The organism is Bradyrhizobium sp. TM233 (assembly GCF_036247965.1).
In the GTDB taxonomy this organism is placed as follows: Bacteria; Pseudomonadota; Alphaproteobacteria; order Rhizobiales; family Xanthobacteraceae; genus Bradyrhizobium; species Bradyrhizobium ottawaense.
On record NZ_BTIG01000001.1, the window covers coordinates 880128 to 900747 of the forward strand.

The 20620-nt window shown below is 63.8% G+C and carries 22 protein-coding genes; 7 read left to right on the plus strand and 15 right to left on the minus strand.

The annotated features are described in order from the left end of the window. Positions 1–176 precede the first annotated feature (176 nt). Entirely contained in the window at positions 177–1061 is an 885-nt protein-coding gene (locus AABA86_RS04180; RefSeq protein WP_338305835.1) for a dihydrodipicolinate synthase family protein, read from the minus strand. Positions 1062–1241: 180 nt separating this feature from the next. Between AABA86_RS04180 and AABA86_RS04185 the strand changes: the two genes are divergently transcribed. Together AABA86_RS04185 and AABA86_RS04190 are read left to right on the plus strand one after the other, a co-directional pair. Next, entirely contained in the window at positions 1242–2654 is a 1413-nt protein-coding gene (locus AABA86_RS04185) for an FAD-binding oxidoreductase (protein WP_212246078.1), read from the plus strand. An 8-nt stretch (positions 2655–2662) separates the two neighbouring features. Beyond that, the gene (locus tag AABA86_RS04190) at positions 2663–3343 is read left to right on the plus strand and encodes a GntR family transcriptional regulator (RefSeq protein WP_338305836.1); all 681 of its coding nucleotides are present in this window, start codon (positions 2663–2665) and stop codon (positions 3341–3343) included. 6 nt (positions 3344–3349) lie between these two features. Here AABA86_RS04190 and AABA86_RS04195 read toward each other — a convergent pair whose 3' ends face one another. The 3 genes from AABA86_RS04195 to AABA86_RS04205 all read right to left on the minus strand — a co-directional run bounded on the left by AABA86_RS04195 (position 3350) and on the right by AABA86_RS04205 (position 4863). Further along, complete coding sequence (locus AABA86_RS04195) at positions 3350–3514, minus strand: hypothetical protein (RefSeq protein WP_162832268.1); 165 nt, start codon at positions 3512–3514, stop codon at positions 3350–3352. 124 nt (positions 3515–3638) lie between these two features. Continuing rightward, on the minus strand, positions 3639–4595 hold the full coding sequence (locus AABA86_RS04200) for a DMT family transporter (protein ID WP_338305837.1): 957 nt from the start codon (positions 4593–4595) through the stop codon (positions 3639–3641). Then, complete coding sequence (locus AABA86_RS04205) at positions 4564–4863, minus strand: hypothetical protein (RefSeq protein WP_212246083.1); 300 nt, start codon at positions 4861–4863, stop codon at positions 4564–4566. Before AABA86_RS04205 ends, AABA86_RS04200 begins: the two co-directional genes overlap by 32 nt. Positions 4864–5081: 218 nt before the next feature. On the opposite strand from AABA86_RS04205, the gene AABA86_RS04210 reads away from it, so the two are divergent. Next, positions 5082–7103, plus strand: coding sequence for a YgiQ family radical SAM protein (locus AABA86_RS04210; protein WP_338305838.1), 2022 nt, complete (start codon positions 5082–5084; stop codon positions 7101–7103). Positions 7104–7120: 17 nt separating this feature from the next. Here the strand turns inward: AABA86_RS04210 and AABA86_RS04215 are convergent, their stop codons facing one another. Further along, positions 7121–7414, minus strand: coding sequence for a DUF718 domain-containing protein (locus tag AABA86_RS04215; protein ID WP_212246087.1), 294 nt, complete (start codon positions 7412–7414; stop codon positions 7121–7123). A 364-nt stretch (positions 7415–7778) separates the two neighbouring features. Between AABA86_RS04215 and AABA86_RS04220 the strand changes: the two genes are divergently transcribed. Together AABA86_RS04220 and AABA86_RS04225 are read left to right on the plus strand one after the other, a co-directional pair. Further along, positions 7779–8237 (plus strand): Rrf2 family transcriptional regulator, encoded by a 459-nt coding sequence (locus tag AABA86_RS04220; protein WP_038947373.1) that lies wholly within the window; start codon positions 7779–7781, stop codon positions 8235–8237. Between the two features lie 26 nt (positions 8238–8263). Continuing rightward, on the plus strand, positions 8264–8947 hold the full coding sequence (locus tag AABA86_RS04225; protein WP_212246110.1) for a class I SAM-dependent methyltransferase: 684 nt from the start codon (positions 8264–8266) through the stop codon (positions 8945–8947). Between the two features lie 370 nt (positions 8948–9317). Here AABA86_RS04225 and AABA86_RS04230 read toward each other — a convergent pair whose 3' ends face one another. The 6 genes from AABA86_RS04230 to AABA86_RS04255 form a co-directional block, all read right to left on the minus strand. Next, complete coding sequence (locus AABA86_RS04230) at positions 9318–9878, minus strand: group I truncated hemoglobin (protein WP_038947372.1); 561 nt, start codon at positions 9876–9878, stop codon at positions 9318–9320. Positions 9879–10160: 282 nt separating this feature from the next. Then, the gene (locus AABA86_RS04235) at positions 10161–10694 is read right to left on the minus strand and encodes a hypothetical protein (protein ID WP_338305839.1); all 534 of its coding nucleotides are present in this window, start codon (positions 10692–10694) and stop codon (positions 10161–10163) included. A 294-nt stretch (positions 10695–10988) separates the two neighbouring features. Then, positions 10989–11948, minus strand: a complete 960-nt coding sequence (locus tag AABA86_RS04240) for an alpha/beta fold hydrolase (RefSeq protein ID WP_338305840.1) — start codon at positions 11946–11948, stop codon at positions 10989–10991. A gap of 165 nt (positions 11949–12113) precedes the next feature. After that, positions 12114–12626 (minus strand): phasin family protein, encoded by a 513-nt coding sequence (locus AABA86_RS04245; protein WP_338305841.1) that lies wholly within the window; start codon positions 12624–12626, stop codon positions 12114–12116. A gap of 687 nt (positions 12627–13313) precedes the next feature. After that, on the minus strand, positions 13314–14504 hold the full coding sequence (locus tag AABA86_RS04250) for an extracellular catalytic domain type 1 short-chain-length polyhydroxyalkanoate depolymerase (RefSeq protein ID WP_212246119.1): 1191 nt from the start codon (positions 14502–14504) through the stop codon (positions 13314–13316). A gap of 3 nt (positions 14505–14507) precedes the next feature. Continuing rightward, positions 14508–14927 carry a CopG family transcriptional regulator gene (locus AABA86_RS04255; protein WP_338306146.1) on the minus strand — a complete coding sequence of 140 codons (420 nt, stop codon included), beginning with the start codon at positions 14925–14927 and terminating at the stop codon, positions 14508–14510. Between the two features lie 351 nt (positions 14928–15278). On the opposite strand from AABA86_RS04255, the gene AABA86_RS04260 reads away from it, so the two are divergent. Then, positions 15279–15743 carry a hypothetical protein gene (locus AABA86_RS04260; RefSeq protein WP_212246121.1) on the plus strand — a complete coding sequence of 155 codons (465 nt, stop codon included), beginning with the start codon at positions 15279–15281 and terminating at the stop codon, positions 15741–15743. 162 nt (positions 15744–15905) lie between these two features. Further along, positions 15906–16928, plus strand: coding sequence for an LLM class flavin-dependent oxidoreductase (locus AABA86_RS04265; RefSeq protein ID WP_338305843.1), 1023 nt, complete (start codon positions 15906–15908; stop codon positions 16926–16928). Between the two features lie 120 nt (positions 16929–17048). Here AABA86_RS04265 and AABA86_RS04270 read toward each other — a convergent pair whose 3' ends face one another. The 4 genes from AABA86_RS04270 to AABA86_RS04285 all read right to left on the minus strand — a co-directional run bounded on the left by AABA86_RS04270 (position 17049) and on the right by AABA86_RS04285 (position 20618). Beyond that, positions 17049–17507 carry a hypothetical protein gene (locus AABA86_RS04270; protein WP_212246125.1) on the minus strand — a complete coding sequence of 153 codons (459 nt, stop codon included), beginning with the start codon at positions 17505–17507 and terminating at the stop codon, positions 17049–17051. Positions 17508–17517: 10 nt separating this feature from the next. After that, positions 17518–17736: a hypothetical protein gene (locus AABA86_RS04275; RefSeq protein WP_028140810.1), complete on the minus strand. Its 219-nt coding sequence runs from the start codon at positions 17734–17736 to the stop codon at positions 17518–17520. A 99-nt stretch (positions 17737–17835) separates the two neighbouring features. Beyond that, positions 17836–19395, minus strand: coding sequence for a hypothetical protein (locus tag AABA86_RS04280; RefSeq protein WP_338305844.1), 1560 nt, complete (start codon positions 19393–19395; stop codon positions 17836–17838). Positions 19396–19478: 83 nt separating this feature from the next. Beyond that, positions 19479–20618: a glycoside hydrolase family 5 protein gene (locus AABA86_RS04285; RefSeq protein WP_338305845.1), complete on the minus strand. Its 1140-nt coding sequence runs from the start codon at positions 20616–20618 to the stop codon at positions 19479–19481. Between the last annotated feature and the right edge of the window lie 2 nt (positions 20619–20620).

Here is a 20620-nt window from a genome sequence, read left to right on the forward strand (position 1 = left end):
CTGGCGCGTCTAACAGTCGCGGCGATTGAAGAGAACCGCAGGAAGAGTTGAATCGCTCTAGTGTTGAATCGTTCTAAGTAGGGATCGGCACCGGACGGCAATCTCCAATTGCTGGCCTGCCGGCCGCGACACGCAACGCGCGAATTTGCGGCGGCGTGCCGCGATCTCGCGCGGGCTCACGCGATGGCAGGAGCCGTCAACTCGTCGAGCTTCCGCTTGAACGCGGAGCCGTCGGACGATGCGCGGAGCGGCGGGCGCACGCGCAGCCAGGCTGCATCGCCGGTCTGTGCCGCCAGGATCGCTTTCAGCGTCGCGGTGAACGAGGGCGTCTTCAGCACGATTTCGATAGCAGCCTGCATGCGCGCCTCGACATCCTTGCCCTCGACCATGCCTTTGACCAGCTCGGGCACGACATTGGCCATGCCGCAGATGGTGCCGGCGCCGCCGGCGGCGATCGCGCGGGTGATATCGGCTTCATTGCCGACGGTGATGGCGAGCTCGGGAGCCGCGGCACGGAAGGCCTGGAACTGCTTGAAGTCACCGCTGGAGTCCTTCAGGCCGGCAATCACCTTGCCGTAACGCTTGCGCAGGCTCGCGGCGACCGCGGTGGGGATCGCAACGCCCGACATCTGCGGGATGTGATAGAGGTAGGCGCGCAGCCGATCGTCGGCGACGCCGTCGATGATCGCGACAAAGGCATCCTCGATGCCCTCAGGCGCGACGCTGCGGTCGAAATAGGGTGGCAGCAGCAGCACGTGGCGCAGGCCGAGACCGAGCGCGGCGCGCGACAGTGCGATGCTGTCGCTGATGGCGGGGAAGCCGCCGCCGATGCCGATGCGTTCCGGCGCAATTCCAGCCGTGAGCACGGCTTCGATGGTCGCAATGCGCTCGCTGACATTGAACGAGGTGCCCTCGCCAGTGGTGCCGAACAGCACGACGCCGTCGACCCCCTTGCCGAAGAGCTGCTTGGCGTGAGCCGCGAGCTTGGCGGAATCCACGCTGCCGTCAGCCGCCAGCGGCGTCGCCGATGCCACCCAGAACCCGCGAATTGCCTCCGTCATCTCACCACCCTCTAAGCTGCGACCTCGGACCAAGCCCCTGATCTCGCAATGGATCTCAAAGGGCTTTCCGAGCCTTGTTTTTGCTTTACTTTCCATCTTGTACCTTACATACAAGAAAGAGGCAAATCCTTTCCACCGTCACGGCGCGCATAGGCGCGGCCAGATTTAGGGAGGTCTCGCATGAACATGGTGACCCCGGTCAAGCGGCCCGACCAATTGCTCGGCGCCCTGCGCGACAAGCTCGGCGCAGCCGCCGTCCTGATCGGCACCGACGTGCCTGCCCGCAATTGCAACGACTGGAGCGCGAGCCTGCCGCAGACGCCGCTTGCGGTGATCCGCCCCGTCGATGCGCAGGGCGTGGCCGATGCGATTGCGACCTGCCGGCAGGCGCGGCTGCCGTTCGTGCCGCAGGGCGGGCTGACCGGGCTGTGCCGTGGCGCTTCGCCCGAAGCCGGCTGGGTCGCGATCTCGCTCGAGCGGATGAGCGGCATCGAGGAGATCGACCGCGCGTCGATGACGATGACGGTGAAAGCAGGCACGCCGCTGGAGACGATCCAGAAGGCGGCGGATGAAGCCGGCTTCTTCTTTCCGCTCGACCTCGGCTCGCGCGGCTCCTGCGCGATCGGCGGCAACCTCTCGACCAATGCCGGCGGCAATCGCGTGATCCGCTACGGCATGACGCGCGAGCTGGTGCTCGGTCTCGAGGTCGTGCTGCCCGACGGCACCATCATCACTGGCCTCAACAAGCTGATGAAGAACAATGCCGGCTACGATCTGAAGCATCTGTTCATCGGCTCGGAAGGCACGCTCGGCATCATCACCCGCGTGGTGCTGCGGCTGTTTCCGAAACCGCGCTCGACCATGGCCGCGCTCTGCGCGCTGAAGGACTATGCCGCGGTGATCGCGCTGCTCGATGCGGCGCGCAGCGGGCTCGGACCGCTGCTGTCGGCGTTCGAGGTGATGTGGCCGGATTATTGGGACGTGATCACGAATCGTGCCGGCGTGAAGCCGCCGGTCGCCGCAGGTCACGGCCTCTATGTGCTGGTCGAGGCGCAGGGCACCGACGAAAGCCTGGACGCGCCACGCTTCCAGGCCTGGCTCGAGGAGCTGATGGAGCGCGGGCTGCTGGCCGATGCCGCGGTGGCGCAATCGCTGGCGCAGACGCAGAGCTTCTGGCGCGTGCGCGACATCTGCGCCGAATTCGGCCAGGTGCTGGGCCCGCACATCTCCTACGACATCGGCCTTGCGGTTGCTCGGATGGACGAATTCGTCACGCGCTGCAAGGCGGCACTCGCTGACGGCATCGCTGGCTGCGAGAGCGTCTATTACGGCCATATCGGCGACGGCAATCTACACCTGGTCTCCTGGGTCACCGGCCTCTCCGTCGAGCAGCAGCCGAAGGAAGAGATGGACGCGATCATCTATGGTCTCGTCCGCGAACTGGGCGGCAGCATCTCGGCCGAGCACGGCATCGGCACGTTGAAGAAGAAATGGCTGGGCCATGCCAGGAGCGATACCGAGATCGCGCTGATGCGGACGCTGAAAGCGGCGCTCGATCCTGATCATCTGCTCAATCCCGGCAAGGTCGTCTGAGACAGCGAATGCGGTCACTCAAGCTCGATACGCCGAAATCGCTGTCGCAGCGGGTGATGCAGCGGCTGCGGCAGGCGATCATCGACGGCGAGTTCGCGCTGGGCGCCGCCATCTCCGAGGAAATGGTGGCGAATTCCTTCGGCGTCAGCCGCACGCCGGTGCGCGAGGCGATGGGGCAGCTGCAGGCGCAAGGCCTCGTGGTGATCCGCCCGCAAGTTGGCAGCTTTGTGTTCACGCCGAGCGCGGAGGACATCAACGCGCTCTGCACCTTCCGGATCGCACTCGAACCCAAGGCCGCCGAGCTCGCCTATCGTTGCGATCGCGACGGTGCAGTCGCCGCGATGAGCGAGGCCATCGCGGCGATGGAGCCGGCGGTCAGTGCAAAGGACAACATCGCCTATGGCCGCGCCGATGCGGCCTTTCACGAGGCGCTGTTCACCCATTGCGGCAATCGCTACCTCGCCGAATCCTATCAGCTGGTCTCCGGCCGCGTCGCGGCGCTCCGCACCAATCTGACCTCACCGATCGACGTGCGGACCCGCACGTCGTTCGACGAGCATCGCAGGCTGCGCGATTTGTTCGCGCGCGGCGAGTTCGCCGCCTTCGAAGAATTGATGACCACGCATATCACCAATTCGGGCGTGGTCTACGCCAGGGCGTTGAAGGTGGAGGCACTGAGGGTGGAATGAGGGCTTCTAGCGCCCTTCCCTCGGTCCCGGCCTGTCCAGAAAATCCAGCGCGGTATTGATCTGCTCGAGCTGGTGCTCGATCCTGTCGCGGTCCTCGACCGATGGCACCTTTTCGAGCTGCTCCACGAGCTTCTGCTTTCGCAACAGCAGGTTCTCTATGACTGTACTCACAGCTCCCCCATCGCCAGAGGCGAACATCGCGAGCGCGCGCGAGGCGGGCTCGCGGCAACCTCCATCAGAATGTCCACGAAGGCCGATGGTTCCTGCGGGTGAACCCGGACGCATGCGGATGGAACTAGCGGCGCAAACTGGCCCAGACGCCCCCCAAAATCAGCAAACCGCCGAAAAGATGGATCAACTGCGGCGGTTCGCCGAGGATGGCGAACGACAATAGCGCGCTCGCGATCGGCCCGAGATAGAGCACGAGCGAAGTCCGCACCGAGCCGAACTTGCCGCCGAGCCAGGCAAAGCCGGCATAGGCGAGCAGGCCGGGAACGATCCCGGCGAAGACATAGGCCGACAGCGCCTTGGTGCTGAAGACCTCCGCCGGCGTCGCCCACATCTCCATGGCCGCGAGCGGCAGCGAGAACAGGGCGCCGGCGCCCGAGAACAGGCTGATGCGTGCCAGCAGCGACGCCTTTGGCGCGGCGCGCGATTGCAGCAACGTGTAGCCGGACCAGCCGAGCATCGCGATCACGACGAGACCGTCGCCCACCGCGGTCTGCAGCTCGATCAGTGTCTGCGGATGGCCGCCGGAAATGATCAGCAGCGCACCTGCGAGCGCGAGCGCCGTGCCGAGCCATTGCAAGGGACCGACATGCTCGATGCCGCGCAGGGCCGAAATCAGCAGCACCGTGATCGGCGACAGCGCCATGATCAGCGCGATGTGGATCGCCGTCGTCGACACGCCCGCGGCATAGACCGGACCGCCGCACAGGAACATGCCCATGAAGCCGGCGGCGAGGATCGGCCAGATGTTTCGGCCGAGCGGCACGCGGCCGCTCTGGATCTCCTTGAGTGCGATCGGCGCCAGCCCGATGGCGACGATGCTCCAGCGGAAGAAGGCGAGCGCGAAGGGCGGGACGGAGCCGGCGAGTCCGCGCGCCAGAATCTGATTGGAGGCCTGCGCGGTCGCCACCAGGATGAAGCCGATCAGCGCGATCGCGCCCAGCCAGGCGCCCGTGGACGGCGATGCGCCGCCGACCGCGCGATGACCGCCGTCAGAGGTTTCCTTGCCCGTTTCCTTGCCCATGGATCAATCGGATATCCGATGACGGCCGCGGTGAGAACCCCGAGGACGGCTCACCGACATGCATATGCGGCACGCGCATCATCCCGGGGGGCGCGGCGATGCTCGCGAGCAGCACCGGTACGACGGGGGTGCGGCTGAGCGAGACCGAGAACACCGCCAGCAGCGCGCACAGCATGCAGAGCCTCATCCGCACCGTCCGGCGATCGGTGATCGGCAGGAACAGGAAGAACAACATCGACAGGATCAGCAGCGCATCGACCAGAAACATGGGGCTCTCCTTCAAAACTGGAGAGAGCATGACGCGACGGCACCGGTCGGACTGTGGGGGGCGTCACACCCCCATGGCTGACGCGGGTCACGCTGGGAGAGGACGAAGCGGCACGCGCTCGTGACCCGTTAACGCACCCGGACTGCGGCCCGGGAACCTCGATCTTTCACGCGTCCGTCGGTTGTATTCAGGAGCGTGGAGTCCTATGCGTAGGCGCCATGGACACCCAGATGATCACCGCCGCAAAGCCGCTGATGGCCCAGGCGCAGCCGCGCAAGCCGGCACCGTTCCTCCCGATGAGCCGCGCCGAGATGGATGCGCTCGGCTGGGACGCCTGCGACATCGTGCTGGTGACCGGAGATGCCTATGTCGACCATCCGAGCTTCGGCATGGCGATCATCGGGCGCTTGCTGGAGGCGCAGGGCTTTCGGGTCGGCATCATCTCGCAGCCCGACTGGCACTCGGCCGAGCCTTTCAAGGCATTAGGCAAGCCAAAAGTGTTCTTTGGCGTCACCGGCGGCAACATGGATTCCATGGTGAACCGCTACACCGCGGACCGCCGCATCCGCAGCGACGATGCCTATACGGCGGGCGGCGAAGGCGGCAAGCGGCCCGACCGCTGCACCGTGGTCTACGCCCAGCGCTGCCGCGAGGCGTTCAAGGATGTGCCGATCGTGCTCGGCGGCATCGAGGCCTCGCTGCGCCGGATCGCGCATTACGACTACTGGTCCGACAAGGTGCGCCGCTCGGTGCTGGCCGACGCCAAGGCGGACCTGCTCCTCTACGGCAACGCCGAGCGTGCGGTGGTCGAGGTGGCGCAACGGCTCGCCGCCGGCGAGGCGCCGCGCGCGCTGGACGAAATCAGGGGCGTCGCGCTGTTCCGCAAGGTCCCCGAGGACTACACCGAGCTGCACGCCGACGATCTCGATTCCGCCGACGAGGGCGCAACACGCCAGAAGGGCACGACCGTCATCCGCCTGCCGGCACTTGAGCAGGTCGAGCAGGACAAGGAAGCCTATGCCCGCGCCTCGCGCGTGCTGCATCGGGAGAGCAATCCCGGCAATGCGCGGCCGCTGGTGCAGCGTCATGGCGATCGCGACCTCTGGCTCAACCCGCCGCCGATCCCGCTGACCAGCGAGGAGATGGACGCGGTCTACGACCTGCCTTACGCGCGCGCCCCGCATCCGTCCTACGGCGAAGCAAAAATCCCCGCCTGGGACATGATCAAGTTCTCGGTGACGATCATGCGCGGCTGCTTTGGCGGCTGCACCTTCTGCTCGATCACCGAGCACGAAGGCCGCATCATCCAGAACCGCTCGGAAGGCTCGATCCTGCGCGAGATCGAAAAGATCCGCGACAAGACGCCGGGCTTCACCGGCGTGATCTCCGACATCGGCGGCCCCACCGCCAACATGTACCGGATGGCCTGCAAGGACCCGAAGGTCGAGGCGGCGTGCCGGCGGCCGTCTTGCGTCTTCCCCGAGATCTGCCCGAACCTCAACACCTCGCATGACGATTTGATCCGGCTCTATCGCAAGGTGCGCGAGACCAAGGGCATCAAGAAAGTCATGGTCGCATCGGGCGTGCGCTACGACCTCGCGGTCGAGAGCCCCGAATACATCAAGGAGCTCGTCACCCATCACGTCGGCGGCTATCTGAAGATCGCCCCCGAGCATACCGAGCGCGGTCCGCTCGACAAGATGATGAAGCCGGGCATCGGCGCCTACAACAAGTTCAAGCGGATGTTCGACGCCGCCGCCGAGCAGGCCGGCAAGAAATACTACCTGATCCCCTATTTCATCGCGGCGCATCCAGGCACGACCGACGAGGACATGATGAACCTCGCGCTCTGGCTGAAGAAGAACCGCTATCGCGCCGATCAGGTGCAGACCTTCCTGCCCTCGCCGATGGCGACCGCGACCGCGATGTATCACACCGGCGTCAACCCGCTGCGCGGCGTGCGCCATGGCGGCAGCGACAAGGTCGAGGCGATCAAGGGCCTGCGCCAGCGCCGCCTGCACAAGGCCTTCCTGCGCTACCACGATCCCGACAATTGGCCGGTGCTGCGCGAGGCCTTGATCGAGATGGGCCGCCGCGACCTGATCGGCTCGCAGCCCCACCAGCTCGTCCCCGCGCACCAGCCGCCCGGCACCGGCAAGGCCGCCGGCACGCGGCGCCCGGTGCGTCCGGGCGAGAAGACCCAGCGGTTCACGACCAAGGGCCTGCGGGTGATGAAGTAGCGGGCGCCGCTCGCCTGCTACAGCGCGAGCACCACTGCCCCTGACACGGCATCAGTCACACCGCGTCCGTTGCCCTGGTCTTCGAGCACCGACCTGAAACTGTCGAGGGTCTTGATCATCGCCGATCGTGCCGCGACCATTGCCTCCTGGCTGGCCCAGGTGCCGATCAGGCAGAAGGTCTGCTCGCCGGTCTTGATGATGACGCCGTGCTCCAGGCCAGGCCATTTCGCCTTGCCGTTCCGGTGCGCGTCGAGGAAGGCGGCTTCCTCACCCGGCTTCACCTTGAACCTGACCACATTATAGACGTGCATGATGCGCCTCCCAAAAATGGACTGATGAAAACGGGCGCCGCGCGAGGGACAGGACGAAAAATCCATACGGTCGCCCGGGCCAGATGGTGCTCCTCGCGCGCAGGGGCGTCACCGTGACAAATCGGCATGGCGACCTCGGTTGCTTGGGACTGCCAGAACAAAAATGTCGAAAACAACCCCATGCACAGTAGACGGCATGAGCGGGATCAATGGCTTAGGGGACGTGCGAACGCTCGATGCGCGGCGCAAAGGACAGGTTGCTCCGTCGGGCAAAACAGGGGCATGGCGGGATCATCGGAAGCTACGTGCGTAGGCTCAGCAAAGTCGCTTGACCTTTTCGTCATCACGTAACATATAAAGTTACATGAAACGAGATTCCCGCCTTTCCGGCGTGCTGCACGTTCTCCTCCACATGGCGCAGCAGCCTGGGCCGTTCACGTCCGAGACGCTGGCGAAGGCCATGGACACCAACCCCGTGGTGATCCGCCGTATCATGGCGGGTCTGCGGGAGATCGGTTACGTGCGCTCCGAGAAGGGGCATGGCGGCGGCTGGACCATCGCCTGCGACCTGTCGAAGGTGACGCTGCGCGACGTCTATGCCGCGCTCGGCAATCCTCCGCTTCTGGCGATGGGCAACCGGACCGAGGCGCCCGGCTGTCTGGTCGAGCAGGCCGTCAATGCCGCGCTCGATCAGGCCTTTGACGATGCCGAGGCGCTGCTGCTGGCGCGGCTCGGCGAGGTGACGCTGGCGATGCTCGGCGAGGACCTGCGCAAGCGGATCGGGTCTCGAAAGATCCACGACATCAGCGCGCATCGCGCCTGAACGGCTCCATTCACGGGGACAACATCATGACGGACATTCAAGCCGCATTCTCCGATCCGCAATTCGTGGCGAGATACACGGAGGGGCCGCGGCGCTTCGTGCCGGGCTATGACGCCATGCAGTCCATGACGGCGATTCTGCTCGCCGAAAGTGTCCCCAGCGATGGGCAGGTGCTCGTCCTCGGCGCCGGTGGCGGCCTGGAGCTCAAAGCGTTTGCGCAAGCGCATCCCGGTTGGCGCTTCGACGGCGTCGATCCGTCCGCGGCGATGCTGGCGCTGGCCGGGCAAACCCTGGGATCGCTCGCACCACGTGCGCGCCTTCATCAAGGCTATATCGATGATGCGCCGGAGGGACCGTTCGACGGTGCCACCTGCCTGCTGACCCTGCACTTCGTCGGCGTCGAGGAGCGGCGCCGCATCGCCTCGGAGGTCCGCCGCCGCCTCAAGCCGCGCGCACCGTTCGTGGTCGCGCATCTGAGCGCGCCCAATGGCGAGCAGGAGCGCCCGCTGTGGCTGGCGCGCTACTCCGCGTTCCTGGCTGCGTCCGGCGTCGAGCCCGAGCAGGCGGCAGCCGCGCGGAACGCCGTCACCAACCATCTGGAGATTCTCGCACCCGCGCAGGACGAGGTGATCCTGCGCGAGGCCGGCTTCACCGATCCCACGCTGTTCTACACCGGCTTCGCCTTCCGCGGCTGGGTGGCCTACGCCTGAGGCGCCACCACGCCGGGCAATCATGCCAGAGCCGGATGCGGCAGGGTCTGTGGACATGATTCATTGCTCCGCAAATTGGGCGGTGTTCGCTTTGCCTTCAAAACCGGACATGGCCGGTTTGCCCCTGCCGGCAAAGGGCAAGAAACGGACATCCCGATGCCGTCCAACCTTGGTCCGTGACGAGCCAGTCAGCCGCCATTCTGGCGCTTGAGGCATAGGACAGATAGGGGCCCAGAAGCGGACCCCATCGAGGTTACGGTCGTTGGACGGCGGGGGCAGAGCGAACATGCTCCGCCCTTCCGCGATTGGCTGCTAGCGTCAAAACAGATTCATGCAGGTCGCAATTCGTCGTTCGGCACCACGGGATGCTTCAACCGCGCTTGGCTCTCGATACGTAACCGGCGGTAACCTCATCTTTGTGGCTGGCGAACGCAGCCAGCACTTCGGTCTTCTCGCGCTTCGGGACCTTGGCGAAGTCAAGTGTCCGCCCGAGTTCAGCAGCGACCTCGTCGAATTCCGCCGGGGAGATCCGCAACGCCCGGTGCGCCTCCTCAAGGCCAAGGGGCGTCGTCCCCGGCCTGGTGGCCTTGAACTGGAACGGCCCACCCGAAACGTCACAGACCCAAAGTGTTCGCATGAACTTGAGACCAGGCAAGCGTTTCAGATTTTTGGTGTGCCATTCCCTCAACTGCGGATTTTTTGACTTCTGACCGACGACGGCGTTCTTTACGACAGCGTCGCTGAAGTGATCCACGACCGCTGCAATGGCGAAGACGCCGCCAAGTCGTTCATACAGGCTTTGATCCGGAGTGGTTTGCTGGGCCTGCGCACGCGCTTGATTGGCTCCAGCCAAAGCGACGGGGGCGGCTGTCAGCGCCAGTCCTGCGACCACACTTCGTCTGCTGATGGAAGTCGAACGAGGCCTTGCCATGGGTACCTCCTTACATCGGTTTCCTGAGGCATTGCAGCCAACATCCCGCGCAACTGCCGCCGTGCGCGCGTTGCCGTCCGGAGGCGCTGCCGGTGATTGCGGCACTCCCGTTGGATGGGTCGGAACGGAAATGGTTCCCGGAAGTTTTGAGCTAGACGCAGACCCATGCGCACCAAACTGCGAAGAACTTGGTATGAGCAATCTAGTCCGCCATGCCCCTGAGAGCTGACGTCGAGCCAAGCGTCGAACGCGGACGAAAAGGGCCAGAAGCGGTCTCACAAGCTAATCGCACCATCCACTGCCGGATCGCTTCGCTTGATATGCAAGCGCTTCAGCAGATACCTCGTCGTATTGAGTTTTGCTGATCGGGAACGAAGCGAGCCGCCGAATGCCATCTTCCATAGTGTAGATTACGACCGTGTACTCTCGGCACCATCGATTTGGTGAGCCAGGGACAGCGATGTAGTGCCGGCCTTCGCTGCGCTTCCCTAGGAAGACATCGAGCACTTGGCCCACTTCGACCTTGCCCCTGAGAGCCTCCGTGACCTTCAGACGGGCAAACCAAATATCGTTAGTGCAACCCTCGCAATGACGGCCACCCATAAAAAACACAGGTTGCTGCAATCGGACCTTCGCGACCACAACGTCCCTAGCGTCGGGGGGCAAATCCGTTAGTGCTTCTTGAAGTGCGCTTGGCGGCCCTTCAGAAAAGTACGCAATAGGAGCGCTCTGATCGTTCGCCGCAGAAAGGGGCAAACCCAAAGTGATCGCGCTCATCACCGCAACAAGAGCCAGACTTCGCTTTACAAGTTTCATGCAGGTTGCTGCGCTTAGCGGTTGCACCATCAATCTAACCCAATCTGGCGGAATTGAATAGAGAAGGTCCGCCTTGGGTCAAACTGCGAAGAACTCTGGCCGAGCAAATCCCGTCCGCTGTGCCAACATGAGCTGACCTCAGCGCCCAGCGGCGTCACTTCGCTTTCAGGGTCAAAGCTACCATCGGACCACCATGGCCCATCGGTCCAGTCTGACTCGGGAAGCGGACCCCCGCGCGCTGGGCTGAAGTCAGCCACTGGCCACTTCCAGACGCCCGCATTGCAAAAGGAAACGCTATGCGGTCCTCAGCGGTGCGGTGAGCGCCAGCGCAGCCACGGCATCCGCTATTCCCGGCGAATCTGCATAGGTAACCATGTGACCGGCATCCTCGACCAGATGTAGCAAGGAGCGGGGCAACGCCTCATGCAGGCGGCGCGACTGGTCGGCCTCGATGAGCCGGTCACCCTTTCCGTGCAGGATCCTAACGGGACACCGGATGCCATGATACTGAAGCTGCAATTGCGCGGCAGCTGGAATAAGGAACGCGCTCTCCTCGGCGGCCGCCCTCAACTGCTTGGGCCGGAGAGCCAACGAGATCGGAAATTTATTCTTGAATTTCGGCGGAATGGCACGCGGCGCGAACAGCGTGCGCATCAGCTTCGGCGCAATAGCCCACGATATGATCGGCGAGATCGTGTAGCGCATCAGATCCCCGAGCAGCGGCAGTGCCGGACCTGACATGAGCCAAAAGTCCATCCTTGAGGTTGGAAAATAGTAGCCGGACACAAGCACGAGCCCACTCACGGCATAACCGCTTCGCAGAGCCAGCGCGATTGCCACCAGCGTTCCCCAGGAGTGGCCGAGCACCACGGGATTGCGCGCTCCAAGCTGATCAAGAGCCTTCGCGAACAAGGAAGCTTGCGTTGTGGGCGTCCAGATGCGCGTGCGCGGACGGTCGCTGTAGCCAAACCCTGGCCGGTCGAAGCAAACGACGCGATAGTCGTGGGCCAGGCGGTCGACCAAACCGCTCAGGACGAGATCCTGAATCATGGTGCCGTTCCCGTGAAACAGGACCACGCAAGGCGCAGCGGCATCGCCCCGTTCGATATAGTGAAGGCGCACTCCGTCGCAATCCGTAAAGACGCCGATAGGCGGATTCTTTCGCTCCGCTGTCACCTGAAACGCGATGTTGCCGAGGATCAGGACGACAAGTCCCGCCAAAACGATCAGCAGAACGGCTTCTGTTGTGGACATCGTGTCAGCCTACATTCCTGATCGCGGGTCCCTCGGATTGGCGGCACCGAGCCCGCTCTGGGTTGTTGTGAGCCGCGCTCTCCAGCCGAAAGCAAGCAACCGTGATCGGCGCGTGCGTGATTCGCGTTTGCGTCCATCCTTTGCCGCAGCGGGTACGGCTTGCAGTTATCGTCCCGGCAGAGCCGTGAGCTCTGGGGCCGGCTTGATGCGCCAGAACGGATATGCCGCCAATTCTTTCGAATGCTGCCCGAACATCTCGGCCCGTCTGCTTGTAAACTCGGTAATGACGGCGAAAAATTCAGTTGGTGACCCGATTGTCGCAAGTCTCAGGCCGAAATCAAAAGTAAACTGCACGTTGGCCTGGGCTATCTCAAGAAGCTTTGCTTGGTACGCCTGCATGTTTGCCGTGGCTAAAGCGAAGCCTTTCATTGGATCGCTGTCGATCATTCTCTGACTGAGGTCATCTGGCAAAGCATCCACCCGAGGCTCAATGATAGGAACCTCGTGTCCAGGATCATCGTGAAGTTTAGGAGGCGGTTCAATCGAGGCTGCCGCAACAGAGCGAAGAAATTCCTCTTTCGGGCTTCTAACAATGGCCTGCTTGTTCCGTTGGGCCCGCGCGGCCATTTTCGGATTGCGGGCGCGCTTTGACGCTGGTGCCGGTTTGCGTTTGCTCATCTGGCGCTCCAAGAACATGAGGGTGCGACCACAACGGTCATTTCTGAACGGACAACAGGCTTCGTGATGTGGCGTTCCAAACCCGCGCATTGTTGGAGACCCGCATGAACTGAGATCAATCGCACGTTCTGCGACTGGACGATGATTTCAGGTAGCAACTCCAACCAACAAACGTCTAGCTGGCGATCTTCCAGACCTATGTTCGACGGGCGTTGGCCTGAGAACAATTAGCTCTTCGCTCGTTGTGCTCTCCAAAGACCGCTTTAAGTTGCGGCGACTACGCAAGCAGTCATGCCTTGATCGCGAGACTTCCTCGAAGCGAACCTTCGGAGGTCAGCATCGGCCCTTGATAGACCGCATCGCTGGAGCAATTTGAATGCTCTGGTCACTAGCAGTTCGTGGTGAAGGCGAGAGGAAGGGCACGACGTCATCCGTGTGACTGACGGCCAGGGCATGGTGCGCGCGGCGAGCCGCCGACGTCTCATCACGGACCTCAAGCTAAACGGGGCATTGACGGATGGCAGATCGCCGAACGTTGCCGGGAGGATGATCCCAAACTCCCGGTGATCTTTGAGACCGATTTCTCGCCCGTCGCGCCCCGCCCGGTACCCCCTGATGTTGCGGCAGCCCTATCGTCCGGAGGACGTTGTCGGTGCCGGTAGCTTCGGATCGGGCGGTGAAGCCAGATTACCCACCGAGCGAATGCTCGAGGAAGAAGCGCAGCATTTCCCTCGTCGCATCCGGCCCCTGCGGATCAGTGTAGGTCCCGGCGGGACTGCCGCCTGACCACGCGTGTCCAGCGCCATCGATGTTCCAGTGTTCGGAGATCGCCCGACCGGCCCCGTCGATCAGGACGGTGCGAGTATAGGCATGGCCGTGGGGTACGCGTCCGCGAAGTACCTTCGTCGTCGGCCTCGTTGCCCTGGTCGACTGCTCGATTATCTGATCGCCATTCTTTGGATGCACCGTGGTGTCGCGATCGCCATGGAAAACGATGGTCGGCACAGAAGTTTTGCCGTCCGCAATTGCCTTGGAGCCGCCTCCCTGCCGCATGGCGACGAACGCGGAGGGAAGATCGCTCGCGGCTCCGCACGCGAGGCCTGAATGAATACCGACCGCCGCGTACAGGTCGCTATACGTTGCGCCCATGATGGCGGCGGCGGCCCCGCCGGCCGACAGACCCGCGACGTATACGCGCTTGGGATCGATCGCATGGTCGCGCATGATCTGGCGGGTAATGCCGGCGATCATCGAGGGCTCGCCCCCGCCGCGGCGCTGGTCGCCCGTGCGAAACCAGTTCCAGCACTTCGATGGGTTGGCTCCGTTCGGTTGCTCAGGATAGACCACGAAGCAATTCTGCTCTTCCGCCAAGAAGTTCATCCGGGTGCCGGCCGCGAAATCGTCGGGCGACTGGGTGCATCCATGAAGCATGACGATCAGCGGAAGCCGTCGTCCCTCACAGCGGCTTGGGATGAACAGCTTGTAGGTCCGGCTTCCCGCGGCGTTACTGAAGGTACCGGCGATAAACCGTGTGCCCTCGGGCACCATGTCCGACGGGGACAGAGGAGCGCGTGCGATCGGACTTCGCAGGCCGAGCCCGGAAAAATCCCGCATGCCGTCGAGCGGTGAGGAGCGCCTGCGTCGCTGATCAGAGCGGGCCGGCGAGATCTGCGGAGCTTCCCGCTCCTCGACGACGTCGGCCGTAGCGTCGATGGTAAGCGGATCGAGCCCCGGGAGCCGAGCCTGAGCGGCGTTGCGATGCTCTGGTTTTGGAGCGCTACCGCCGTGGAGCATGCGCTGCAGGAGCGCGGTGGCCTCGACCAGTTGGCCGGCACGCGTGAGGCGGGTTGCTTCGCGGATTATGACTTGATTCAGCATCGTTCACCTCGTTCTGTCGGCGAGAGCGGCCTTGACCGCGGGAGTGGCGTGAAGGGCCCCCAGCACCGAGACCGACGCGATTGTGGCGCGAGCCAACTCGGGAGTGACGTCCTGGGCGATGGTGGCTAAGCCCAAAACATTGATCTGCAGCATTTCGCCGGCGCGCCGCGCCGCTTCGAGATCCTCGCGAGTGTAGTTGCGCAGCCCGAGGTCCAGGTTCTTCCGGGCCGTGGATTGTCTGACGACCTCTACGTGGCGCTCCAGCTGGTTCCGGATTGCTGTCCGGATAAAATCGGTCCGGTTCGAATAGAACCCTTCCTGCACCATGAGATCGACATGACCGAGGTCGACATAGCCAAGGTTGATCGTGATCTTCTCGGTGTCGGGGGCCTTGGGTCGCAGCTCGCGCACATTATGGGCCATGGGTACATCCATTATTACCATCCCCTTGGATGGTCTATGGATGTTATTTAGATGCTCCCGGGCGCCTTTCAAGGGCGTGGCGAAGGACCGCTTTGGGTCACAAGCAGCGCCCGCCTATTTGGTCAGGCGGCGTCCGGCTTCCCTCAAACAGGAGACATGACGATGGCTCTCTTTGTGCTCAGGTCGCGGCCGCGAAAACACCATTTTCCGACGACGAAGTACGGTCTGCAGAAGCATCACCGACGTTAACCCTGTCGGCAAATGATTCGCCGGAGATCGGCAATCGCCGACAAGTTGCCTTATTGCAGCGGAGAATCTTGAGCGGCACTAACCCCGGGTTAGAGGCGCTTTATGCTGAAAATGGCGTTGTTGGGCCTCCTCATCCTGTTGAGCGCAGGCGTGCTGTCGGCAATGGAGCTGAGCGCTCCACCGCGTCGCGCCGTCGCGATCGCCCCGCCGCTTGCCGAGCAGAGCGCAAGCGTCTCTGCGTCACATGACGCGTTGCCGAAGGCCGATCGCCTCGAGGTTGCCGCTGTGAGCAGCGCGATGCCGACACAAATTGCTCCGGTCGAGAACCCCGTTGCTCCGCAAGACATCCAAGTCGATTCGACCGCGCCGAAACCGATCGTCCGTCATCGGCGCGATGCGAAGACGATCGCGACCGCCGAACGTCCCAAGCCGAAGCCAAAGGCAATTGTTGCCAAGCGAGCTGCCAATGCTCAGCGTGCAAAGGCCGCCGGCGAGACCGAGCCCTGTCGACTGAAGGCGTTCGGCGGCCTACTCAAGGCATTGAATTTGACCGGCTGCGAAATCTGAGGCCGCTTCCCCGGTACGGCAGATCGAAGTCGAACGACCTGACGTCGTGGTGCGAACCCGGGCCTGCTTCCTCCTAGAGGCACTTACGGACACACGCCTTGCCGCCATTTTTCCCTCGGCCAGCGTCTCGCAAATTCTTCCGGTCATGCATACCTAGCCCTCATGAAAAAGATCGGATTCCTCTCCTTCGGACACTGGACCCCCTCGCCGCAATCGCAGACCCGCTCGGCCGCAGACACGCTGCTGCAATCGATCGAGCTTGCGGTCGCGGCCGAGCAGCTGGGCGCGGACGGCGCCTATTTCCGGGTGCATCATTTCGCGCGCCAGCTCGCTTCGCCCTTTCCGCTGCTCGCGGCGGTCGGCGCCAGGACGAGCAGGATCGAGATCGGCACGGCCGTGATCGACATGCGCTATGAGAACCCGCTCTACATGGTGGAGGACGCTGGCAGCGCCGATCTCATCGCCGGCGGCCGGCTGCAGCTCGGCATCAGCCGCGGCTCGCCCGAGCAGGTAATCGACGGCTGGCGCTACTTTGGTTATCGGCCGGCCGACGGCCAGAGCGATGCTGACATGGGCCGGCGCCATGCGGAAGTCTTTCTCGACCTGCTCCGGGGCGAGGGTTTTGCCGAGCCCAATCCGCAGCCGATGTTTCCCAATCCGCCCGGGCTGCTCCGTCTGGAGCCGCATGCGCAAGGCCTGCGCGAGCGGATCTGGTGGGGCGCCGGCTCCAACGCCACCGCGGTGTGGGCGGCAAAGCTCGGCATGAATCTGCAGAGCTCGACGCTGAAGAACGACGAGACCGGCGAAGCCTTCCATGTGCAGCAGGCCGCGCAGATCCGTAGCTTTCGCGCCGCATGGAAGGAAGCCGGCCACACCCGTGAGCCCCGCGTCTCCGTCAGCCGCAGCATCTTTGCGCTGATGGACGATCGCGACCGCGCCTATTTCGGCCGGGGCGGCGAAGGCGAGGACCAGATCGGCTTCATCGACCCGCAGACCCGGGCGATCTTCGGCCGGAGTTATGCCGCCGAGCCCGATGCGCTGATCGAGCAGCTGCGCCAGGACGAGGCGATCGCGGAGGCAGACACGCTGCTACTGACGATCCCGAACCAGTTAGGGGTCGATTACTGCGCGCATGCGATCGAGGCGATCCTGAAGCACGTGGCCCCGGCGCTGGGGTGGCGGTGAGGCGGGCGGCAGTCTAACCATCAGGACGATTCACAAGAACCGGGCCGATCAGAGCGCGTCAAGCTGGCGCCTCGTGACTTGCGCACGAGCTCGTTTCGGGCAGCTCTTTTCCAGATGAGTTCAGCCGCCGCCGAGGCTGTGGCTGATCCGCGTGACAACGCGGTCCCATTGCCGCTTTTCGGCCGCGGGATAATTGATGAGCACGCAGTGCACATAGCCGCGCGAAAAGTTGCAGCGGTCGTACCAGATCTTGTCGCGCTTGATGCTGGAGACGACGAAGAAATTCGGGGCGACACGCTTGTAGATGATGCCGGACGGCGGACTCTTCGTGGCCAGGAATGCAGCCGGCGAAAGACCCTGGCTGTTGGAAACGGCCTGTACGGTGAGATCGGCTCTGCCGTCGGAGGTGCGAAATTGCTGGCCGAAGCCGTCGGGCTTGCCTGCCAACTCCGTGAAGAGCGAAACGGGAATGTCCACCGATGTTCCGGACTCGGCGATGCGGTAGGCCGTCCAGCTCTCTGCCTGGGCGGCAGACAGCGTGGCAAGGAGCGCTGCGACAGCTGCGAATGTCGACTTCATGTCCACCTCATCACTCGCGCGGCACCAGTTGCAGCTCCATCAAGGCGATCCTTTGCAGGTTGGCGACGTTGCGCTCGCCCGCGGCGGCCGTGCGCAGGATGGATTCGGCGAGCATGTTGACGTGCGAAGCTTGCACGGGCTCCGGCAGGCTCGCAACCGCGGCTTCCAGGGCGCCCGTCATGATCGCGATCACCTCGGGTGAAAATTCAGCGTTGGAGAAGTTCTTCATCGTGCGGAGCCGGCCGTTTGTGCGACCCGCGAGACCAACGCCGGGAAAAAGTGGAAGTTCCTGAGTCAAAGCGTTCAGGTGTGCGCGCCTGACGCTGAGCTACGCCACGGACTGGTAGCCGGTGAGCTGCTCGACTCCCGTATCCTCGCGGGCGACGGCCTGCATTCTCACATGGCTGCCGATGACGAGGCCCGTGAGCGAGAGCATGAGCCCCAGCGCGAGCGGCGCGAACAAGGCCTCTTCCTGGAACAATCCGTTGAGCAGCACGACCATGACGCCGAAGCCGGCGAGACCCTGCGTCAGATAGCCCGATGACGCGTAGAGGCGCCAGGCCTTTAGCGCCATCGCGAAATAGAAGGCCAGCAGCACGAAGGCGCCAACGCCCATCTGGTACAGGAGCACGCCGATCGCGCTCTCAACCGCGCCATCAATCGTTCCGGCCGCCTGGGCGGCGCTCCAGTCGATGGAAAAGTAGCTCTCCGATAAATTGCCACCAATGCCGAGGCCCCGGCCGAAAGGTCTCTGCACGAATCCGTCCAAACCGCCCATCAGCCCAATGACGTGATAGTCGCCGATCTGCAGCCCGAGGCGGATCGCCAGAACCGCAAAGGCGATCATGCCGACGATGCCGAGCAACAACGTCAGCACGGCGCCGATCAGACGGGTCGCGATCCAGGCCGCGACCACGAAGATCACCACGATGAGCGCGCCCTTCACGCTGCAGAAGACCAGCAGCGGCAACGCCGCGAGGGCCAGCAGCGGCCGTCCCACCGAGAACAGGAACAGGGCGAGGAAGCCGATCCCGTAAGCGAAGCTGATCGGATGCATGTTCGGACCGTTGATGCGCAGCATCTTCGAGAGGCCGAACCCTTCGAGCAGGGGCGTGTTCAGAAAGTCGAAGCTGAAGCGGTCCTTGAGGCCGACGGGCACGTTGCCGGTGGCCCTCATCTGGGCTTCCCAGACACCCGAATGAGTCGCCTTGAGCTCGTCGAAACCCCAGAACGTATAGCTGTTGGTGATGGCCAGCCAGACGTCGCGGAAGACGAGCTCGACATAGCCGCAACCGACGATGATGACCGCGAGCGTCACCAGGAACGGCGTGATGCGCACCTCATAGGTCGCGGCCGTCAGAAGCGACAGCTGGAACAGGAACAGCGGCAGCACGATATTGCGCAGATAGACCGCCGCCGGCTGTCCGTCCTGGATGAAGCCGATCGCGAAATACAGCGACACCACGGCGAGAGTCACGACACCCCAGCGCATGATCCGGTTCACCTCAGCCGACTGAGTCCTTTGGCCCAGCACGTAAAGGCCGAACGTCGCCAGCCACATGACGGAGCAGACGAGGAAATTGTAGCCCTTGATGAAGTCGAGATCGGACGGCAGCGGCACCAGCGGCGACAGGATCGAGACGAACAGGTTCTGGAAGAACAGGACAAAGATCGCGATCGCGGGCGCGTAGGTCGGTACCGCCACGACAATCGCGATGCCGACGAGGACCTCGACGGCAATGGCCAGAGCCGGATTCGCCAGATGCAGGACCGGCGCAAACCCGATCGTCGCCACGGCGATGCAGAACGTCGCGGCCAGCTCGCGCCAGGCCGGCGGCGATGTCGTGGCCTGCCCGCTGTGAACCTGCAGTGAGTCCCCGGCGCTCATCGATCGTCCTTTGGCATCGCGCGGCGATCACGATAGCGGGGCGATGGGCAAGGAGTCGTTAACGATACCGAACCGGCCCGATCTCAGCGCCGGCCGGGCCGGGGCGCGCCGAGCAGCGCCCGCATCACGTCGGGATCGGGCCTGCCGGTGCTGTTGTCGACGAGGCCAAAACCCTGCGCCAGCTCCCAATGCGCCCAGCCCCAGCAATGGTCGCGGGCATAAGCGGTTACATCCGCCAGCCAGCGCAACCGGCTCTGTCTGGGGGCGCCGGCTTTCAACACGCCGAATTCGTTGACGATGATCGGCCGCTTGAACTGCTGCTGCCATGCGAGCGCGGGCGCGAGCCAGCGATCGGCGCCCGGCTTGTCCTTGGCCGCGGCAATTGCAGTGTCGAGCATGCCGAGCGCCTTGGTCGCGCCCCTCGCCTGCAGATCCTGGCGCAGCGTTTGCACCTTGGGATCGCCGGCGTTGATCGGATAAGGCAGGTCCATGATGTCGTGCAGCGGATCCTGCGCATCCCAGTGGCCCTGATGGGTGAACACCATGGGATCATAGAAGTGGATGGCATAGACGATGTCGGGATCCTCCAGCGGACGAAACCGCGGCAGCGAATCCGCGCGCTGCCAATTGACCGGACCGACAATGAGCGTGGTGGCGGGAAGCAACTTGCGGACGAAGCCGGCGAGCGTCTCGACCTGCCTTTGCCATGTGTCGGCATCGACATCGGGCTCGTTGAGCAGCTCGGCGAAGACGCGATCCGCCGGATAGGATCGAATGACCTCTGCAAGGCCGCTCCAGGCGTCCTGCATCTCACGCAACGCCGCGTCGGGATCCTCCTTGTGCAGGCGATTGAAGCGCTCGCGGGGATGAAGATCGACCGAAATGGCGTAGCCGAGCGCGGTGAGCTGCTTCAGCGCCGTGTCGAGCACGCGCAGCGTCTCGTCGCGTTCGGCCTTCGCGGCGAAACGAGGCATCACGCGCTCGGCCGGCACCGGCAGCCGGACGTGGCTCATGCCCGCCTTGCGCAGCTGCTGCAGCAGCTCGCGGCTTGGCGGCGCACCGTTGATCCAGCCATCGGCATTGAAGCCGCGCGACAGTGCGGCGAGCCTCTCCGGCGCAACCGTCTGCGGCACGGGCACGCAAGTGCCGGCGAAGGCCGGCGGTCCGAATGAGATCGACAGGAGCATCGCAGCAGTCAGCAGACGACGGCGCGACGCAGTCATCG

What these genes read in the sequence shown, in the direction of transcription:
- AABA86_RS04180 (WP_338305835.1), bottom strand. Translation starts at nt 1,061, where the DNA reads ATGACGGAGGCAATTCGCGGGTTCTGGGTGGCATCGGCGACGCCGCTG.
- AABA86_RS04185 (WP_212246078.1), top strand. Translation starts at nt 1,242, where the DNA reads ATGAACATGGTGACCCCGGTCAAGCGGCCCGACCAATTGCTCGGCGCC.
- AABA86_RS04190 (WP_338305836.1), top strand. Translation starts at nt 2,663, where the DNA reads ATGCGGTCACTCAAGCTCGATACGCCGAAATCGCTGTCGCAGCGGGTG.
- AABA86_RS04200 (WP_338305837.1), bottom strand. Translation starts at nt 4,595, where the DNA reads ATGGGCAAGGAAACGGGCAAGGAAACCTCTGACGGCGGTCATCGCGCG.
- AABA86_RS04205 (WP_212246083.1), bottom strand. Translation starts at nt 4,863, where the DNA reads ATGTTTCTGGTCGATGCGCTGCTGATCCTGTCGATGTTGTTCTTCCTG.
- AABA86_RS04210 (WP_338305838.1), top strand. Translation starts at nt 5,082, where the DNA reads ATGGACACCCAGATGATCACCGCCGCAAAGCCGCTGATGGCCCAGGCG.
- AABA86_RS04215 (WP_212246087.1), bottom strand. Translation starts at nt 7,414, where the DNA reads ATGCACGTCTATAATGTGGTCAGGTTCAAGGTGAAGCCGGGTGAGGAA.
- AABA86_RS04220 (WP_038947373.1), top strand. Translation starts at nt 7,779, where the DNA reads ATGAAACGAGATTCCCGCCTTTCCGGCGTGCTGCACGTTCTCCTCCAC.
- AABA86_RS04225 (WP_212246110.1), top strand. Translation starts at nt 8,264, where the DNA reads ATGACGGACATTCAAGCCGCATTCTCCGATCCGCAATTCGTGGCGAGA.
- AABA86_RS04230 (WP_038947372.1), bottom strand. Translation starts at nt 9,878, where the DNA reads ATGGCAAGGCCTCGTTCGACTTCCATCAGCAGACGAAGTGTGGTCGCA.
- AABA86_RS04235 (WP_338305839.1), bottom strand. Translation starts at nt 10,694, where the DNA reads ATGAAACTTGTAAAGCGAAGTCTGGCTCTTGTTGCGGTGATGAGCGCG.
- AABA86_RS04240 (WP_338305840.1), bottom strand. Translation starts at nt 11,948, where the DNA reads ATGTCCACAACAGAAGCCGTTCTGCTGATCGTTTTGGCGGGACTTGTC.
- AABA86_RS04245 (WP_338305841.1), bottom strand. Translation starts at nt 12,626, where the DNA reads ATGAGCAAACGCAAACCGGCACCAGCGTCAAAGCGCGCCCGCAATCCG.
- AABA86_RS04250 (WP_212246119.1), bottom strand. Translation starts at nt 14,504, where the DNA reads ATGCTGAATCAAGTCATAATCCGCGAAGCAACCCGCCTCACGCGTGCC.
- AABA86_RS04255 (WP_338306146.1), bottom strand. Translation starts at nt 14,927, where the DNA reads ATGGCCCATAATGTGCGCGAGCTGCGACCCAAGGCCCCCGACACCGAG.
- AABA86_RS04260 (WP_212246121.1), top strand. Translation starts at nt 15,279, where the DNA reads ATGCTGAAAATGGCGTTGTTGGGCCTCCTCATCCTGTTGAGCGCAGGC.
- AABA86_RS04265 (WP_338305843.1), top strand. Translation starts at nt 15,906, where the DNA reads ATGAAAAAGATCGGATTCCTCTCCTTCGGACACTGGACCCCCTCGCCG.
- AABA86_RS04270 (WP_212246125.1), bottom strand. Translation starts at nt 17,507, where the DNA reads ATGAAGTCGACATTCGCAGCTGTCGCAGCGCTCCTTGCCACGCTGTCT.
- AABA86_RS04275 (WP_028140810.1), bottom strand. Translation starts at nt 17,736, where the DNA reads ATGAAGAACTTCTCCAACGCTGAATTTTCACCCGAGGTGATCGCGATC.
- AABA86_RS04280 (WP_338305844.1), bottom strand. Translation starts at nt 19,395, where the DNA reads ATGAGCGCCGGGGACTCACTGCAGGTTCACAGCGGGCAGGCCACGACA.
- AABA86_RS04285 (WP_338305845.1), bottom strand. Translation starts at nt 20,618, where the DNA reads ATGACTGCGTCGCGCCGTCGTCTGCTGACTGCTGCGATGCTCCTGTCG.